Below are 16898 nucleotides of genomic sequence, written 5' to 3'. Positions count from 1 at the left end.
TTCATCCCCTGAAGGCCTCGTGGCCGGACCACGCGTCCCGCCACGAGGCCTTCACGGTTTTCATGCCGTTTTCACACTCGGCTTTTACGGCTCAGCCGAGCGCGCCACCGACCTTCACGTGGCCCTTGAGCAGGTTGCGCGCGATGGTGCGGCGCTGGATCTCGTCGGTGCCCTCGTAGATGCGCAGCAGCCGCAGCTCGCGGTACCAGCGCTCCACCGGCAGCTCGCGCGTGTAGCCCATGCCGCCGTGGATCTGCAGCACGCGGTCCACGATCTCGTTGGCCTTCTGGCCGCCGTAGAGCTTCGCCATCGACTGCGCGTGGCGCGAGTCCATCTTCTGGTCGACCTGCCACGCGGCGTGCAGCACGAGCCAGCGCAACGCTTCGAGCTCCACCCCGGAGTCGGCGATCATCCACTGGATCGCCTGGCGTTCGGCGATCTTCTGCCCGAACGTCTCGCGCGTGTTGGCGTGCTCGATGGCCATGGAGATCAGGCGCTCGCACGAACCGATCGCGCGGGCGGGCAGCAGGTAGCGGCCCTGGCCGATCCACTGCATCGCCAGCTCGAAGCCGCAGCCCTCCTCACCGAGGATCTGCGACTCGGGCACGCGCACGTCCTGGAACACCAGCGCCGCCGGGCCCCATTCGCCCATCGTGTCGATGTACTCGGACTTCCAGCCCATCTCGCGGTCGACGAGGAAGCAGGTGACGCCACCGTTGGCGCCCTTTTCCGGGTCGGTGATGGCGAAGACCATCACGAAGTCGGCCTCGTTGCCGCCGGTGATGAAGGTCTTCTCGCCGTTGATGACCCAGTCGGAGCCGTCCTTGCGCGCGGTGGTGCGGATGGCCTTCGCGTCGGAGCCGGCGCCGGGTTCGGTGATGGCGAAGCACGACTTGCGCTCGCCGGAGATCGTCGGCAGCAGGTAGGTCTGCTTCTGCTCCTCGTTGGCGTGGAACAGGATGTTGTCCGCGGCGCCGCCGAAGCGGAACGGCACGAAGGTGCGGCCCAGCTCGGCCTCCAGTAGCGCGGCCATCACGGCCGAGAGCCCCATGCCGCCGTACTCCTCCGGCGTGAGCACGCCCCAGAAGCCGGATTCCTTGGCCTTGAGCTGCAACTCCGTCAGCTCCTCGGCCGTGACGCCCGGCTGGCCGGCGCGCTCGCGGCGGAGCACCTCCTGCTCACGCGGCACCAGCTCGCGCTGCACGAACGTGCGCACCCAGTCGCGCACTTCGCGTTCTTCGGTGCTCAGGGTGAAATCCATCGAGTCGTCCCTTTCCAAGCCGTCCGGCTAAGCGCTTGCTTAGCCGAGGGTACCGCGTCGCCTCGGGGTCCCCCTAGTACCTGGCCGGTTACCGTGACAACGCGCCCCGGCGCCGGGAAGATCGAGGGTGGACGAGGAGGGTGCCAGGTGACGCAGATCGTGGTCCGGTGGTCGGAGCCACTGGCGGCGGAGGACCGCTTCCTTCGGCTGCTCGACGAGCTCGAGCGCGGCCGCTTCGAGGCCTACCGGCTGGAGCTGGACAAGCGCCGTTTCCTGACCGGCCGCGTGCTGGCGAAGACGCTCACGGCGGCGCGCCTGGGCGTGCCGGTGGAGTCCGTGGTCTTCGACGCCACCTGCGAGGACTGCGGCAAGCCCCACGGCCGGCCCCGCGTGCCCGGTTCGGACCTTACGTTGTCGATTTCGCACTCAGGCCAGCTCATCGGCGTGGCCGCCACGGACGGCGTGCCGGTGGGCCTGGACGTCGAGACCTCTTCGCGCCGGGCCGACAAGTCGCTCATCGAGTACGCCCTGAGCCCGGCCGAGCAGCAGGCCGTGGCGGAGCTGCCCGAGGCCTCGCGATCCGCCGCCTTCTTCGTTTACTGGACCCGCAAGGAGGCCGTCATGAAGGCCACCGGCAAGGGCCTGAAGATCCCGCTGCAGAGCATCACGTTCTCGCCCTACGACGCGCCGGCCGAGCTCGTGTCCTCCGGCGACCCAGCGCTGGACCCCGCTCGCACGCGGCTGGCGGACCTCAAGGCGGCCGAGGGCCACCGGGCGGCCGTGGCGGCCCTCACCACGGAGGCGTTGGACGTCACCGAGGAGCACTGGCTCCCCTGAGCCTCACCGGTCAGTCGAGACCCATCGCGCCCAGCAGGGTCCGGAACTTCGCGATCGTCTCGTCGAACTCCGCCTGCGGATCCGACGCCGGCACAATCCCACCACCCGCATACAGCCGCATCGACGTGTCCGCCACCTCCGCACAGCGGATCGCCACAGCCCACTCACCGTCACCCACCGCGTCGACCCAGCCGACGCTGCCGGCGTAGTAGCCGCGGTCGAAGGGCTCCAGCTCCTGGACCAGGTCGCGCGCGGCGGCGGTCGGGGTGCCGCAGATGGCGGGGGTCGGGTGCAGGGCCGCGGCGAGGTCGAGGGCGGTGACGGCGCGGTCGACGAGCTCACCGGTGATCGCCGTGCGCAGGTGCCAGATGGCGGGCGTCGACACGAGCTCCGGGGCCGGCGGCACGTCGAGCTTGCGGCAGAACGGCCGCAGGGCCTCCACGACGTAGTCGATCACCACGGCGTGCTCTTCCTGGTCCTTCGCGGACGCCAGGAGGGCCTCGCCGTTGGCGCGGTCCGCGACAGGATCCGCCGAGCGCGGCATGGACCCTGCGTGCGGGGTCGTGAACACGGAGTCGCCGGCGCGGGAGAGCAGCAGCTCGGGCGTGGCGCCCACGAGCGTGCGCCCGCCGGGCAGCTCGGCGGCGTAGGTGAAGTGGCGCGGGTTGCCGCGGGCCAGGTTGCGCACGATCTTCTCGACCGGCACCGACGAGGCGAACTCGAGCTCGAGGGCCCGGGCGAGCACGGCTTTGCGCAGGCCACGGTCGCGCAGGGCCGCCACGGCGGCCCGCACGTTGGCCTTGTGGCCCTCCTCGGACGGCACCTCACAGGTGACGCTCGGGGCGGGCAGCTCTTCCGACGCGGCGACAGCACTGCTTTCGCCCTCGGCCTGCGCCCGGTGGACCGTGCGCGGCAGGACGAGATGACCCGGCGTAGTCGTGTCCGGGCCGGTGTCGAACGGCAGCGTCCCGACCGCGAGCGGCACGCCCGAGCTGGTCAGCTCTTCGGCCACGGTCCTGGCCAGCCGCCGTGGATCGATGTCGGTCACGGCGGCGACCGAACCCTGGGCGAGGAGCGCTCGCCGGGCCGTCGCGAACAGGAAGTCGCCACGCTGGTAGCGGACGGTTGTCTCGACCGGGGTCGCCGGTGCGGTACTGGTCGTCACCGCTCCAGCGTCCCAGGATCCGGGAGCTCCGCGGGGAAAGTGTTGCCAGAAGAACACCTTCGGCGCACTTTCCCCGCGGGAGACCGGGGTCCTTACTTCAGCGCGTCGATAAGAGCTTCGCGCTGGCGCTCGCCGAGGCCCGCGGCCCGGCGGTCGGGGTCGATCCCCGCCTGCTCGAGCAGCGCGGCGACCTTGACCGCGCCAAGGCCGGGGACGGCCTTGAGCAGCTGGGTGACCTTGGTCTTCCCGATGGTCTTGTTCTCCTTGGCCTGCTTGAGCACCTTCTCGATGCTCGTGGTGCCGGACTTGATCGACGCGAGCAGCTCCGAACGCGCCTTACGCGCCTCTGCCGCCTTGGCGAGGGCGTCGGCGCGCTGCTCCGGAGTCAACGTGGGCAGAGCCAACGTAGTGTCCTTTCCTCTCAGGTCTCCGCTTACGCGGCCGACGGCTTTTCTCCGATGCTTGCAAGCGCAAGCGCTGGCCAGCCGTCTCTTACCACGGCCCCAGTAAACGCCACACCCTCGAAGAGCGCTCAACCGACACGCACTTATCACCCTCCGACCACCCGGTGGGCAAGTCACGAGATGACCCCTCGCGGCCTGCGGAAACGTCAGACGTCCCTCGTTTTCGACACCATTACCTCACCCGAATGAGGCTCTATTTCGAGACGGTTACGACGCCATTTTTTGTTGTCCCGCAAGGAAAAGTCCGGTAGTAAGTTGATCATGGACGCAGGAGGCCGCCACCCGATACGGGGATGGCCGTGACCGAACGGTTGCCCGAGTTGACCATGCCCCCGCGCCCCGTCCGCCGTTAGAGTCGGCGGCACCCCAGTTCACCGGCGAACGAGCACCACGGGAGTCACCCATGTTGAGCACGATGCAGGACGGGCAGCTTTCGCTGGCGAAGCTCCTGCGGCACGGCACGAAGGTGCACGCGAAGAGCGAAGTCATCACCTGGACCGGTTCAGAAGCCCGCCGGGAGACCTACGCCGAGCTCGGGCAGCACGCCGCCCGCCTGGCCAACGCGCTGCGCACCCTCGGCGTGACGGGCGACCAGCGCGTCGGCACGTTCATGTGGAACAACGCGGAGCACCTGGCCGCCTACCTCGCGGTGCCGGCCATGGGCGCGGTGCTGCACACCCTGAACATCCGCCTGTTCCCCGAGCAGCTCACCTTCGTCGCGAACCACGCCGAGGACCACGTGGTGATCGTCGACGGCACGCTGGTGCCGCTGCTGGCCAAGCAGCTGCCGCACTTCACCACGGTCAAACACGTGGTCGTGGCCAACGGCGACGCCTCGACGCTGGAGGCGCCCGACGGCATCACCGTGCACTCCTACGACGAGCTGCTGGCCGCCCAGCCGAGCGAGTTCGACTGGCCCGAGATCGACGAGCGGTCCGCCGCCGCGATGTGCTACACGTCCGGCACGACGGGCGACCCGAAGGGTGTCGTCTACTCGCACCGCTCGATCTGGCTGCACTCGATGCAGGTCTGCATGACCGACAGCATGCGGCTGGCCCAGGAGGACACCGCGCTGGCGATCGTGCCGATGTTCCACGCGATGTCGTGGGGCCTGCCCTACGCCGCGATGATGGTCGGCGCGTCGCTGCTCATGCCCGACCGCTTCCTGCAGCCGGCCCCGATCGCCGCGATGCTGGCGGCCGAGAAGCCGACGTTCGCGGCGGCCGTGCCCACGATCTGGCAGGGCCTGCTCGCCCACCTCGACGCGAACCCGCAGGACATCTCCCACGTGCGCGAGGTCGTGGTCGGCGGGTCGGCCGCGCCGCCTTCGCTGATGCACGCGTTCGAGGAGCGCTACGGTGTGCCGATCCTGCACGCGTGGGGCATGACCGAGACGTCGCCGCTGGGCAGCGTCGCGCGGCCGCCGGGCAGTGCGACCGGCGAGGAGCGCTGGGCCTACCGCTACACGCAGGGCCGGTTCCCCGCGTCGGTGGCCGCGCGGCTCATCGGCGACAACGGCGAGGAACTGCCGTGGGACAACGAAGCCGTCGGAGAACTCGAGGTGCAGGGCCCGTGGATCGCCGGCGCCTACTACGGCGGCGACGCCATCGACCCGGACAAGTTCCACGACGGCTGGCTGCGCACGGGTGACGTCGGCAAGATCAGCCCCGACGGCTACCTCACCCTCACCGACCGAGCCAAGGACGTGATCAAGTCCGGCGGCGAGTGGATCTCGTCGGTCGACCTGGAGAACCAGGTCATGGGCCACCCGGCCGTCGCCGAGGCGGCCGTGGTCGGCATCCCCGACGAGAAGTGGGACGAGCGCCCGCTGGTGGCCGTCGTGGTGAAGGAAGGCCAGAGCGTGACGGCCGAACAGCTGCGCGACTACCTGACCGACAAGGTCGCGAAGTGGCAGCTGCCGGAGAACTGGACCTTCGTGGACGAAGTGCCCAAGACCAGCGTCGGCAAGTTCGACAAGAAGCGCATCCGCGCGTCCTACTCAGAGGGAAAGCTCGACATCTCACAGCTCTAACGGGTAATTCTCCGGCGAGTCGCGGAACGTCCGGCGCCTGTCTTGAGAGAGTCTTGCGCTCTCAAGGCAGGCGTCGGAGCGCGTCGGAGGAAATACTGGGATGCAGTCACGCAGCAGAAGGTCGTTCCTGACCCTCGCGGGAACGGCGGCAGTGGGCGCGGTCGCGGCCGCGTGTGGTTCGAACACCGGGCGCCCGGGCGATCCGCCGCCGTCCACGGCGATGTCGGCCGGACCGCCGCCGTCGAAACCGGCCGCGAAGGTGACACTGCAGCAGTGGTACCACGCGTACGGCGAAGACGGCGTGCAGGACGCCGTGCGCGGCTACGCGGCCTCGTACCCGGGCGCGGCCGTGAAGGTGCAGTGGAACCCGGGTGACTACGACTCGAAGATCGTGACCGCGCTGCAGAACAGCGCCGTGCCCGACGTGTTCGAGGCCCAGGTGAAGATCGACTGGGTGCGGCAGAACCAGGTCGTGGCCCTCGACGACCTCATCGGTCCGGTGAAGAACGACTTCAGCCCCGCCGTACTGGCCGCGCAGACCGTGGAAGGCAAGGTCTACGGCATCCCGCAGGCCACCGACACGCAGGTGCTCTTCTACCGCCCGAGCCTGCTGCAGGCCGCCGGCGTGCAGCCGCCGCAGACCGTCGACGAGCTGGTGGACGCCGCCGGCAAGCTCTCGCGCGACGGTGTGAAGGGCCTGTTCGTGGGCAACGACGGCGGCGTCGCCACGCTGACCGGCCCGCTGCTGTGGTCGGCCGGGCTCGACTACCTCAAGCCCGGCGGCCGCGAGGTCGGCTTCGACGACCCGCGCGCAGCCACGGCGCTGGGCAAGCTGCGCGCGTTGAACGCCAACAGCTCCCTGCTGCTCGGTGCGCCCACCGACTGGTCCGACCCGGGCGCGTTCATCGACGGCCTGTGCGCGATGCAGTGGACCGGGCTGTGGAACATGCCGAAGATCCGCGACGCGTTCAACGACGACTTCGCCGTGCTCCCCTTCCCCAAGCTGGACAACAGCGGCGCGCCTTCCGTGCCCGTGGGCGCGTACGGCGCGATGGTGAACGCGAAGAGCAAACACGTGGCCGAGGCCAAGGCGTTCGTCAAGTGGCTGTGGATCGACCAGACCGCCGACCAGCTTGAGTTCGCCACGCGCTTCGGCTTCCACGTGCCCGCGCGTCAGAGCCTGATCGACAAGGCCGACACGCTGCGCTCGGGTCCGGCCGCCGACGTCGCGCGGTTCGTGAAGGAGAACAGCCATCTCGTCAGCGGTCCCGTGTGGACTCAGCAGGCGAACACCGCGCTGTCCGACGCGGTCGCGAAGATCGCCAAGGAGGGCGCCGACCCGGTGGCGCAGACGAAGGCGGCGGTGACCGTCGCGCAGTCCGAGCTGAAGCGTCTGTTCGGATGAAGCTGCTTTGAAAGCCCCAGCCCGGAAGACCCGGGACGCGCTGGCGTTCTGGGGGTTCGTCGGCCCGTTCCTGATCGGGCTGGCCGTGTTCGCGTACCTGCCGATCGGCTGGAGCGTGTACCTGTCGTTCTTCGACGCGCGCAACACAGTGACGCCGAGCGTGTTCGTGGGGCTGGACAACTACGCGCACATGCTCACCGACGGGCCGTTCCTGGCCAGTCTCGGCACGTTCAGCGTGTTCGCGGTGGTGATCGTGCCGCTCACGTTCGTGCTGTCGCTCGCGCTCGCGGTCGGCGTGCACCAGCTGAGGTTCGCGCGCGCGTTCTTCCGCTCGGTGTTCTTCCTGCCGTTCGCCTGCTCGTACGTGGTGGCCTCGCTGATCTGGAAGACGTCGTTGTTCTCCGGCGTCCGCTACGGCCTGGCGAACACCGTGCTGGGCCTGTTCGGCGCCGATCCGGTGGCGTGGACGGGCACGGTGGACCCGCCGCTGTACTGGATCGTGCTGGTGACCGCGCGGCTGTGGCTACAGCTGGGCTTCTACATGATCCTGTTCCTCGCCGCACTGCAACGAATTCCGGGCCGGCTCTACGAAGCCGCGTGGCTCGACGGCGCGAAGCCGGGCTGGCAGGTGTTCCGCCACATCACGCTGCCACAGCTGCGCGCGACGTCCGTGGCCGTGCTGCTGCTCAACCTGATCAACGCGTACCAGGCGTTCGACGAGTTCTACAACATCATGGGCGACTCCCGCGGTTATCCACCGTTCGCCCGGCCGCCGCTGGTGTACCTCTACTACACGTCGCTGGGTTCGGGCGGCCAGGATCTGGGTCGCGGCAGCGCGGGCGCGGTGCTGCTGGCGTTGCTCATCGCGCTCGTGACATTGTCGCAGGGCAGGCTCTTCCGCTTCGACCGTGGTGCCCTCTCGTGAACAGCGCCGTCGTGAAGGCCGCGCTGCGCTGGACGTCGCTGATCGTGGCGGCGGTGCTGTTCCTGTTGCCGTTCTACCTGCTGCTGCGCAACGGTCTCGCCTCGCGCGCGGAGATCACGGCTCCCGGCTGGACGCTGTGGCCTCGGCAGATGCACTGGGAGAACTTCACGCGCCTGTTCTCCTTGGAGGACGTGCCGTTCGCGCGAAGCCTGCTCAACTCCGCGATCGTGGCGACGCTGCAGACGTCGGGACTGCTGGTGATCTGCTCACTCGCCGGCTACGGGTTCGCCCGGATCCCTTACCTCCACTCGAAAACCGTGTTCTACGCGGTGCTCGCGACGCTGATGATCCCGACGTCGGTCACGTTCGTGCCGAGCTTCGTCGTGGTGTCCACGCTGGGCTGGCTCTCGGACCTGCGCGGCCTGGTGATCCCGGGGTTGTTCAGCGCGTTCAGCGTGTTCCTGTTCCGCCAGTACTTCCTGGACTTCCCGCGTGAGCTGGAGGAAGCCGGGCGCGTCGACGGGCTCACGCGCTGGGGCGTGTTCCGGCGCATCGTGGTGCCCAACTCACGCGGCTTCTTCGCCGCGATCGCCGTGATCTCGGTGATCGGCAGCTGGAACGCGTTCCTGTGGCCGCTGATCATCGCGCAGTCGCCGGACTCGTGGACGGTGCAGGTGGCGCTGTCCGGCCTGCTGACCTCACAGAACCCGCAGCTGAACCTGCTCTTCCTGGCCGCGGCGGTGTCGATCCTGCCGATCGTGCTGCTGTTCGCGTTCCTGCAGCGTTACCTCGTGCGCGGGGTCACGGAGTCGGGGTTGACGGGCTGAGCCGCGGCGGCAGCGACGCCGGCAGGTGCAGCGAAAACCGGGCTGCCGGGCGCACGGCCTTCGCGATCGCGCAGGCGGCGCGTTCGAGCACCGTGACGCGCCACCCGATCGCGGTGGTCAATCCGCCGATTCCGCCCCCGACGACTACCGCATCCCCCATAAGCTCCTTGTACCCGACGTCCGGAACCTGGAGCACTCGATGACCGATCCGTACCAGCAGCAGCCCCGCCAAGAGGGCCAGTACTACGGCGCCGACGGTTATCCGACGCCCCAGCAGCCTCCGCAGCAGTCCTCGGCGCCGCTGCCCGTGCCGTACGCCGCGCCGTATTCGGGGCCGTACCCGACGCCGTACTCGGGACCACAGCCCATGCCGTACGGGCCGTTCCCGGGCTACGTGCCGCTACGGACGAGCGGCATGGCGATCGCGGGGATGATCATCGGGATCCTCGCGCTGATCACGTTCTGGGTGCCGTTCTGGGACGTGATCGCGGCGTTCACCGCGATCGGGCTGTCGTGGGCGGGCATGGTGCAGGCGCAGAAGCCCGGCTACACGGGACAGGGCATGGGCATCGCCGGGCTCGTCTGCGGAATCATCGCCGCGATCCCCGCGGTGATCTTCCTGGTGCTGTTCTTCACGGCGATCGCGGCGACGAGTACGTCGTGCGCGTTCTACTGCTGAAGCTTCGCTTCTGAACCCACCTTCGTCGGGTAGTCGAACCGCGGTACCTGTGACAGAGTCAGCCGCACTGTCACGGTGAATGTGAGCGGGATTCATGTTGCGTTCACCGGAGGTCCACCGCCGTCCGGCAGCGTGCTGGGCAGCCGACACCGGGGAGCGACGATGGCCCAGCTGACCAGGCGGACTTTCACTTCGGCGGGTGCCGCGGGCGTGGGGTTGCTGCTGTGCACCCCGACCGCCAACGCGCTGGACCGGGCGCTCAAGCGCACGGTCTCGCGCACCGTCAGCACCGCCGGCACGACTCTCGAACAGGTCGCCACCGCCGTCTCCCCCGGCACGGCCACGTACTCCCGCCTCACCGGCGGCCCGGGCTGGCCGCTCGTGGTCCGCGGTGACCTCGCCGCGCCAAAGGACGGCCGCGACGACCGGCGGACGGCGCTGGGCGCGTTCGTGCAGTTCACCGACCTGCACATCACCGACACCGAGTCGCCCGCGCGGTTCGAGTACCTGCACCCGTACGTCGGATCGGCGCACCGGCCGCAGGAAGCCCTCGGCACGGCCGCGACGAGCGCGCTGGTGCAGCGGGTGAACAGCGTCGCGAAGGGACCGTTCACCGGCCGGCCGTTCGACTTCCTCGTGACCACCGGCGACAACACCGACAACCACGAGCTTCTGGAGCTCGACTGGTTCCTGACCAGCCTCAACGGCGGCGCCGTCACCCCGAACTCCGGCGACCCCAGCCGGTACGAAGGCGTGCAGGCCTCGGGCAGCGACGCGTTCTGGAACCCGTCGACCCCGCTCGCCGACGACTACTCGAAGAAGGGTTTCCCGCAGCTGCCGGGGCTGCTCGAAGCGGGTATCGCGCCGTTCACCGCGCCGGGGCTGGACGTGCCGTGGTTCTGCACGTTCGGCAACCACGACGACAGCGTGGTCGGCACGCTGCCGGACATCCCTGGCATCGAGGCCTGGTACACGAGCCGGTACAAGGTGATCGGCAAGGACGAGAGCACCGCGAAGAAGCTCGGCGCGGCCCTCAACAGCGGCAAAAGCGTGCCGCTGACCGAGCTGTTCGGCGGCACCGGCACGATCCGCGAGGTCACCCCCGACGCGCGTCGGCGGCCGTTCACCACAGCGGAGTTCGTGACCGCGCACCTCGAGTCCGGCAACACCGGCCCCGGCCCGGTCGGCCACGGCTTCTCGGCGAACAACGCCGACGGGCGCAACGTCTACTGCACGTTCCGCATCGCCCCGGGCGTCACCGGCATCAGCCTCGACACCACCACGCTGGGCGGTTTCGCCGACGGTTCGATCGGGCTCGGCCAGTTCAACTGGGTGGAGTCGACTTTGAAGCGGAACTCGTCGACGTACTACGACTTCTTCGGCCGCAAGGTGAAGCAGTCGGTGACCGACGAGCTGTTCGTGCTGTTGAGCCACCACACCAGCGACACCATGGGCAACCTCCTGCCCGACTCACGCCACCTGCTGGAGCCGCGCCTGAACGGTGACACGTTCGTGGGGCTGCTCAACCGCTTCCCCAACGTGGTGGCATGGGTCAACGGCCACACGCACCTCAACAAGATCACCCCGCACGTCGGCAAGACGCCCGCGCAGAGCTTCTGGGAGATCAACACCGCCTCCCACGTCGACTTCCCGCAGCACGCGCGCATCCTCGAACTGGCCGACAACGGCGACGGCACCCTGTCGATCTTCACCACCCTCATCGAGGCGTCCGCGCCGTATGCGGTGGACTACTCCGCGCGGACGCCCTCCGCCCTGGCTTCGCTCTACCGCGAGCTTTCGTACAACGACATCCACGTCGACCTGGGCCGCGTCGGCTCCGACGGGGACCACAACACGGAGCTGCTGCTCACGAACCCGCTCGGTTGATTACCTCGCGGGTAATCGACGAGCGGCCTCCGGCTGCGGTTAGGTCGTGGACATGACCGACGCCGAGGGCACTTCGCTGTTCCACCAGACCATGCCGTTCGCCTCCCGGCTCGGCATCGAAGCGCTCTCGCACGCCCCCGACCTGGTCCGCAGCCGGCTGGCGTGGTCCGAGTCGCTGTGCACCCTCGGCGGCGTCCTGCACGGCGGCGTACTCATGTCCCTGGCCGACGCGACGGGCGCCGTGTGCGCCTTCCTCAACCTCCCTTCGGGCGCTTCGGGCACCACGACCTTGGAGTCGAAGACCAACTTCCTGCGCGCCGTCCGTTCGGGGCATGCGGTCGCGTCGTCCCGGCCGTTGCACGCGGGCCGCCGCGTGGTCGTCGTCGAGACGGAAATCCACGACGACGAGGGGAAGCTGGTCGCGAAGGTGACCCAGACGCAAGCGGTGCTCTAGCCGGCCCAGGGGAGCCCATGGTCACCGGAAAGGCGTCGAGGTCGCCGATCATCGTCCCAGCGACCGCCACCGATTTCGCAGCCCTACTCTGGTCGGCTCTTTACGAACCCACTCCAACCGGCGAAAATCTCTCGCTGACACTGGGGTCTCGGGGACGGAGCACGGCATGCGGATGCGGAGCTTGATCACGCTATTGTCCATCGCCATGGTCACGGCAGGAGCGACGCAGGTCGCGGACGCGGCGCCGGCGCACCCGGCGAACGACGAGGCGATCAACTACCACGAGTGGTCCGGCGGGAGTTTCCACGCGGGCCACCTCGACGGGCTGACGCTGGGCCGCGACGGGCTGCGCATCACGCGGCCCGCGGGCACCGTCGAGCACACCGAGCCGGGGCTGGGCACGACGAAGACCTACGAGTACGGCTCGTGGACGTCGCCGCTGTTCCGGCAGGGGTTCGACGCGACGCAGCTCATCGCGTCGTGGAACGCGCAGACGCCGGCGAAGACGTGGCTGGAGGTCGAGGCGAAGGGCCGCACGTCGGCCGGCGTCGAGACGACCTGGTACGTGATGGGCCGCTGGGCCAGCGGCGACGCCGACATCCAGCGCACGAGCGTCGACGGTCAGAGCGACGACAACGCGTCGGTGGACGTCGACACGCTGGCCACGAAGACGGGCGTCACGCTGCGCACGTACCAGCTGCGCGTGAGCCTCTACCGTGAGGCGGGCACGCGGGTGACGCCGACGGTGTCCACGCTCGGCGCCGTGACCTCGAACGTCCCGGACCGCTTCGACGTGCCGGCCACCAAACCGGGCCGCGCGCGGGGCATCGAGCTGAAGGTGCCGGCATACGCGCAGAACATCCACAAAGGACAGTTCCCGCAGTACGGCGGCGGCGGTGAGGCCTGGTGCAGCCCGACGTCCACCGAGATGGTCGCCGAGTACTGGGGCAAGAAGCCGACCGCGCAGCAGATGAGCTGGATCCCTTCGAACTACATCGACCCGTCCGTCGTCTACGCCGCGCGCAACACCTACGACTACGCCTACGACGGCACCGGCAACTGGCCGTTCAACACCGCGTACGCCGCCTCTCTCGGCCTGCGCGGCCACATCACGCGCCTGCACGACCTCAACGAGCTCGAGGACTACATCGCCCGCGGCATCCCCGTGATCACGTCGCAGTCCTTCCTCTCCGACGAGCTCGACGGCGCCGGCTACGGCACCTCCGGCCACATCATGGTCGTCGTCGGCTTCACCCAGGCCGGCGACGTGATCGTCAACGACCCGGCCTCCAGCACCGACGCCCGCGTGCGCAACGTGTACAAGCGCGACCAGTTCGAGAAGATCTGGCAGCGCACGAAGCGCTACACGGCCGACGGCAGCGTGGCGAGCGGGCCGGGCGGGGTGGTGTACATCGTGACGCCGGCCTGAGCCGGCTTTCCAGGAGTGGAAACCGACGCATCGTGGTATGGCCACGTGTGCATGTTCCGTGATTAGCTGCCCGGGCAAAGCAAGAGTGCAGGAAAGGGTGAGCGCATGCCGTACGAGGTCCAGGGGATCGTGTCCCGCGCGAAGGGCGAGCCGGTGGCGCTCGAGACCGTGGTGGTGCCGGACCCGGGTCCGGGCGAGGCGGTCGTGTCGGTGCAGGCCTGCGGGGTCTGCCACACCGACCTGCACTACCGCGAGGGCGGGATCAACGACGACTTCCCGTTCCTGCTCGGCCACGAGGCCGCGGGGCGGGTCGACAAGGTCGGCGCCGGGGTCACGGACATCGCGCCGGGCGACTACGTGATCCTCAACTGGCGCGCCGTCTGCGGCACCTGCCGGGCGTGCAAGCGGGGCAAGCCGTGGTACTGCTTCTCCACGTTCAACGCCGAGCAGCCGATGACGCTCACCGACGGCACGAAGCTGTCGCCCGCGCTGGGCATCGGGGCGTTTCTCGAGAAGACACTCGTCCACAGTGGACAGTGCACGAAGGTGGACGAGCGGGCGGAACCCGCGGTGGCGGGCCTTCTCGGCTGCGGCGTGATGGCGGGCCTCGGCGCGGCCATCAACACCGGCGCCGTGACGCGCGGTGACTCCGTGGCCGTGATCGGCTGCGGCGGCGTGGGCGACGCGGCCATCGCCGGCGCCAACCTCGCGGGCGCGACCACGATCATCGCCATCGACACCGACGACCGGAAGCTCGAGTGGGCCAAGGGCTTCGGCGCCACGCACACCGTGAACAGCAAGGGCCTCAGCCAGGACGCGGTGGTGGCGGCCATGCAGGACGCCACGCACTCGTTCGGCCCCGACGTGGTCATCGACGCCGTCGGCCGGCCCGAGACGTGGAAGCAGGCCTTCTACGGCCGCGACCTCGCGGGCACCGTCGTGCTGGTCGGCGTGCCGACGCCGGACATGCGCCTCAACGACCTGCCCCTCATCGACTTCTTCGGCCGCGGCGGCTCGCTGAAGTCGTCCTGGTACGGCGACTGCCTGCCCTCGCGCGACTTCCCCATGCTCGTGGACCTGTACCTGCAGGGCCGCCTGCCGCTGGACAAGTTCGTGACCGAGCGCATCGGCGTCGGCGACGTGGAGCAGGCCTTCGAGCGCATGCACCACGGCGACGTCCTGCGCAGCGTGGTGGAGTTCTGAGGCTCTTCACCGACGCCGACTACCCGGCCGTCCCCTACCCCGGGGGACGGCCGGGTACGTCGTTCGTCCACCTTGACGGCGCCGGGTGGTCGCTGGACACCGCGCCGGCCGGCTGGCGCGACCGGCTGCCCGTTTTGGCGTACGGGTCCAACGCGTGCCCGTCGAAGATCACCTGGTTGCGTGACGAACTCGGCCTGACCGGTCCCGTCGTGGCCGCCCGCGTGCGGTGCAGGGGGTTGGCCGCGGTATGGGCGTCAGGCCTGCGCAAGGTCGACGACCAGCGCCCCGCCACCCTCACCATGCTGCCTGGGGTCGAGTACCACTTCCTGTGGTTCGTCACTCCGGAGCAACGCGCGGTGCTGGACGTCTGCGAAGGCCGTGGCACCCGGTATCACCTCGCGCAGCTGGACGACCATTCGATCGAGCTGGACGGGGCCCCGGTGCCGAACGTCCACGCCTACGTCGGCGCATCGGCCGTCCGCTACCCGCTGCTGGTCGACAGCCGGCCCGTGCGCGTCGCCGACGTCCCCCAGTCCGAAGCCGCCCTCCTCCTCGGCGACCCGGCCGGTGAGCACGGCCTGAAGTGCACGGTTGTGGAGCCGGAGCAGATCTTCACCTGACGCGCGGGTCGGGAACCGCCCGGACGGCGAGGAACCCGGTCGGCTCGCGGGACAGCCGCACGTGCCGGCCGTTGTCCCACGTCTCCGCCACCACGCTCAGCCCAGCAGCTTTCCCGGGTTCAAGATCCCCGTCGGGTCGACAGCGGACTTCGCGGCGCGCAACACGGACAGCCCCAGCGAGCCGATCTCGGGCTCCAAGTAAGGCGCGTGGTCGACACCCACGGCGTGGTGGTGGGTGATCGTTCCAAGGCCGACGATCGCCTCCGACGCGGCGTGCTTCGCGCGCTGCCACTGGCCGACGGGGTCCGCGTCGTCGCGGGAGGTGAGGACCGTGAAGTACAGCGAGGCGCCCGTTTCGTACACGTGCGAAACGTGGCACATCACGATCGCGCGGCCCAGCGAAGCCACCAGCGCGGCCCGCACGGCGTCGTGCAGGTCGTCCAGGTTCGACCAGTACGCGGCGGTCTCCACGGTCTCGACGCACACCCCGAGGTCCATCAACGCATCGCGCTGGCGTGGGCCCGAGAACCGGCCGTGCCGCCACGACTCGCCGAGCGCGGCGCCGATGCGCAGGGCGCCCGCGCGACGCAGGAACCGCGTCGTGCGGTGGCGGCGGGCCCGCACGTCGCTCTCCCAGCCGACGATCAGCAGACACGGGTGCTTGACACCCCGCGCGGCCAGGTACGCCCGCAGCACGGAAGTCTTCAGGCCGGCGTTCAGCGCGAACGACACCGCCGTCTCGTCCACATCGGACAGTCGCGTGACGTCGGCCGTCGCGTGGTTCTGGGCGAGGGCGCGCATGGCCTCAGCGCCAAGATCCCAGCCGTCGATCACCCAGCCCTCGTACCGGCGCGCGACAGGCACCGGCCGCACCCGCAGCGCGACCTCCGTGATCACGCCCAGCGTGCCTTCGCTCCCCACCGCGAGCTGCCGCAGATCCGGCCCCGCCGCCGACGCGGGTGCGACGCCGAGCCGCCATTCGCCCTGCGGCGTCGCCACGCGCACGCCCGCCACCATGTCCTCGAAGCGGCCGTAACCCGCCGACGCCTGCCCGGCCGAGCGCGTCGCCGCGAACCCGCCGATGGTCGCCCGCTCGAACGACTGCGGCACGTGGCCGAGGGTGAACCCGTGCTCACCCAGCAGCCGCTCGGCCTCGGGCCCGCGCACGCCGGCCTGCAGCACGGCCAGGTGCGACTGCTCGTCCACCGACACCAGCGCGTCGAGCCGGACCAGGTCGAGCGCGATCACGGCCGCCTTGTCCCCTCGCAGCGCCGCGACGCCGCCGACCACCGACGTGCCCCCGCCGAACGGCACGACCCCCACGTCGTGGCGCACGCAGACCTCGAGCACGGCCTGCACCTGCTCGGGCGAAGCGGGCAGCACCACCGCATCGGGCGCCGGCACCGAGTCGCCGAGCCGGCGGCGCAGCAGGTCCAGATAGGACAGACCGCCGGCGCGTTCGAGGCGCGAGTCGGCGTCGACCAGCACGTTCTCCGCACCGACCACGGCCGAAAGGTCCTCGCGAGCCTGGCCGGGAAGGGCAGAACCGGTCAGGTTCGGGACGAAATCCGGCTTTCGCCCTCGATCAGCACCCACCGGGCCGATACGCTGGCCGAGCCACCGGACCGCCCGATCGGGCAGCGAGGTGGCGCCAGCGCCGTCGCCGGTCCACGACTGCCGGATACGGTGGTTTATGAGATCACTCACGAC

General features: G+C 69.6%; 16 protein-coding genes. 11 read left to right on the top strand and 5 right to left on the bottom strand.

What is annotated here, in order from left to right:
• Positions 1 to 91 precede the first annotated feature (91 nt).
• On the bottom strand, positions 92 to 1261 hold the full coding sequence (locus AB0383_RS25645) for an acyl-CoA dehydrogenase family protein (RefSeq protein WP_366188728.1): 1170 nt from the start codon (positions 1259 to 1261) through the stop codon (positions 92 to 94).
• Between the two features lie 147 nt (positions 1262 to 1408).
• Here AB0383_RS25645 and AB0383_RS25640 point away from each other — a divergent pair, with 147 nt between their 5' ends.
• Positions 1409 to 2098, top strand: coding sequence for a 4'-phosphopantetheinyl transferase superfamily protein (locus AB0383_RS25640; protein ID WP_364180428.1), 690 nt, complete (start codon positions 1409 to 1411; stop codon positions 2096 to 2098).
• Positions 2099 to 2108: 10 nt separating this feature from the next.
• Here the strand turns inward: AB0383_RS25640 and AB0383_RS25635 are convergent, their stop codons facing one another.
• The gene (locus AB0383_RS25635) at positions 2109 to 3263 is read right to left on the bottom strand and encodes an isochorismate synthase (RefSeq protein ID WP_364180426.1); all 1155 of its coding nucleotides are present in this window, start codon (positions 3261 to 3263) and stop codon (positions 2109 to 2111) included.
• A gap of 92 nt (positions 3264 to 3355) precedes the next feature.
• Entirely contained in the window at positions 3356 to 3667 is a 312-nt protein-coding gene (gene mihF / locus AB0383_RS25630; protein WP_220244543.1) for an integration host factor, actinobacterial type, read from the bottom strand.
• 463 nt (positions 3668 to 4130) lie between these two features.
• Here mihF and AB0383_RS25625 point away from each other — a divergent pair, with 463 nt between their 5' ends.
• The 4 genes from AB0383_RS25625 to AB0383_RS25610 all read left to right on the top strand — a co-directional run bounded on the left by AB0383_RS25625 (position 4131) and on the right by AB0383_RS25610 (position 8916).
• Positions 4131 to 5759 (top strand): long-chain fatty acid--CoA ligase, encoded by a 1629-nt coding sequence (locus tag AB0383_RS25625; RefSeq protein ID WP_366188727.1) that lies wholly within the window; start codon positions 4131 to 4133, stop codon positions 5757 to 5759.
• Between the two features lie 100 nt (positions 5760 to 5859).
• On the top strand, positions 5860 to 7164 hold the full coding sequence (locus tag AB0383_RS25620; protein WP_366188726.1) for a sugar ABC transporter substrate-binding protein: 1305 nt from the start codon (positions 5860 to 5862) through the stop codon (positions 7162 to 7164).
• Between the two features lie 7 nt (positions 7165 to 7171).
• Complete coding sequence (locus tag AB0383_RS25615) at positions 7172 to 8089, top strand: sugar ABC transporter permease (RefSeq protein WP_364180421.1); 918 nt, start codon at positions 7172 to 7174, stop codon at positions 8087 to 8089.
• 44 nt (positions 8090 to 8133) lie between these two features.
• Positions 8134 to 8916: a carbohydrate ABC transporter permease gene (locus AB0383_RS25610; RefSeq protein ID WP_366188765.1), complete on the top strand. Its 783-nt coding sequence runs from the start codon at positions 8134 to 8136 to the stop codon at positions 8914 to 8916.
• Here AB0383_RS25610 and AB0383_RS25605 read toward each other — a convergent pair.
• Positions 8891 to 9076 (bottom strand): hypothetical protein, encoded by a 186-nt coding sequence (locus tag AB0383_RS25605; RefSeq protein ID WP_364180419.1) that lies wholly within the window; start codon positions 9074 to 9076, stop codon positions 8891 to 8893. The genes AB0383_RS25610 and AB0383_RS25605 overlap by 26 nt on opposite strands.
• A gap of 39 nt (positions 9077 to 9115) precedes the next feature.
• Between AB0383_RS25605 and AB0383_RS25600 the strand changes: the two genes are divergently transcribed.
• The 6 genes from AB0383_RS25600 (at position 9116) to AB0383_RS25575 (ending at position 15188) form a co-directional block, all read left to right on the top strand.
• Positions 9116 to 9595, top strand: coding sequence for a DUF4190 domain-containing protein (locus AB0383_RS25600; RefSeq protein ID WP_364180417.1), 480 nt, complete (start codon positions 9116 to 9118; stop codon positions 9593 to 9595).
• Positions 9596 to 9757: 162 nt separating this feature from the next.
• Positions 9758 to 11482, top strand: coding sequence for a TIGR03767 family metallophosphoesterase (locus tag AB0383_RS25595; protein ID WP_366188725.1), 1725 nt, complete (start codon positions 9758 to 9760; stop codon positions 11480 to 11482).
• A gap of 52 nt (positions 11483 to 11534) precedes the next feature.
• Positions 11535 to 11936 (top strand): PaaI family thioesterase, encoded by a 402-nt coding sequence (locus AB0383_RS25590; protein ID WP_364180414.1) that lies wholly within the window; start codon positions 11535 to 11537, stop codon positions 11934 to 11936.
• Between the two features lie 166 nt (positions 11937 to 12102).
• Positions 12103 to 13365, top strand: coding sequence for a peptidase C39 family protein (locus tag AB0383_RS25585; RefSeq protein ID WP_364180413.1), 1263 nt, complete (start codon positions 12103 to 12105; stop codon positions 13363 to 13365).
• Between the two features lie 105 nt (positions 13366 to 13470).
• The gene (locus tag AB0383_RS25580; protein ID WP_364180411.1) at positions 13471 to 14568 is read left to right on the top strand and encodes an S-(hydroxymethyl)mycothiol dehydrogenase; all 1098 of its coding nucleotides are present in this window, start codon (positions 13471 to 13473) and stop codon (positions 14566 to 14568) included.
• A gap of 92 nt (positions 14569 to 14660) precedes the next feature.
• Positions 14661 to 15188: a gamma-glutamylcyclotransferase gene (locus AB0383_RS25575; protein ID WP_364180530.1), complete on the top strand. Its 528-nt coding sequence runs from the start codon at positions 14661 to 14663 to the stop codon at positions 15186 to 15188.
• A 96-nt stretch (positions 15189 to 15284) separates the two neighbouring features.
• Here AB0383_RS25575 and AB0383_RS25570 read toward each other — a convergent pair whose 3' ends face one another.
• Positions 15285 to 16895 carry an FAD-binding oxidoreductase gene (locus AB0383_RS25570; RefSeq protein ID WP_364180409.1) on the bottom strand — a complete coding sequence of 537 codons (1611 nt, stop codon included), beginning with the start codon at positions 16893 to 16895 and terminating at the stop codon, positions 15285 to 15287.
• Positions 16896 to 16898: the final 3 nt, after the last annotated feature.

Origin of the sequence: Amycolatopsis sp. NPDC051373 (assembly GCF_040689465.1) — a bacterium.
Lineage (GTDB): Bacteria > Actinomycetota > Actinomycetes > Mycobacteriales > Pseudonocardiaceae > Amycolatopsis.
The sequence above is the reverse complement of the archived record's forward strand: the minus strand, read 5'-3'. Positions and strand labels throughout refer to the sequence as shown.

Coding starts and splice junctions, on each gene's coding strand:
- AB0383_RS25605 (WP_364180419.1), bottom strand. CDS start 9,076: ATGGGGGATGCGGTAGTCGTCGGGGGCGGAATCGGCGGATTGACCACC.
- AB0383_RS25590 (WP_364180414.1), top strand. CDS start 11,535: ATGACCGACGCCGAGGGCACTTCGCTGTTCCACCAGACCATGCCGTTC.
- AB0383_RS25580 (WP_364180411.1), top strand. CDS start 13,471: ATGCCGTACGAGGTCCAGGGGATCGTGTCCCGCGCGAAGGGCGAGCCG.
- AB0383_RS25585 (WP_364180413.1), top strand. CDS start 12,103: ATGCGGATGCGGAGCTTGATCACGCTATTGTCCATCGCCATGGTCACG.
- AB0383_RS25645 (WP_366188728.1), bottom strand. CDS start 1,261: ATGGATTTCACCCTGAGCACCGAAGAACGCGAAGTGCGCGACTGGGTG.
- AB0383_RS25625 (WP_366188727.1), top strand. CDS start 4,131: ATGTTGAGCACGATGCAGGACGGGCAGCTTTCGCTGGCGAAGCTCCTG.
- AB0383_RS25600 (WP_364180417.1), top strand. CDS start 9,116: ATGACCGATCCGTACCAGCAGCAGCCCCGCCAAGAGGGCCAGTACTAC.
- AB0383_RS25595 (WP_366188725.1), top strand. CDS start 9,758: ATGGCCCAGCTGACCAGGCGGACTTTCACTTCGGCGGGTGCCGCGGGC.
- AB0383_RS25620 (WP_366188726.1), top strand. CDS start 5,860: ATGCAGTCACGCAGCAGAAGGTCGTTCCTGACCCTCGCGGGAACGGCG.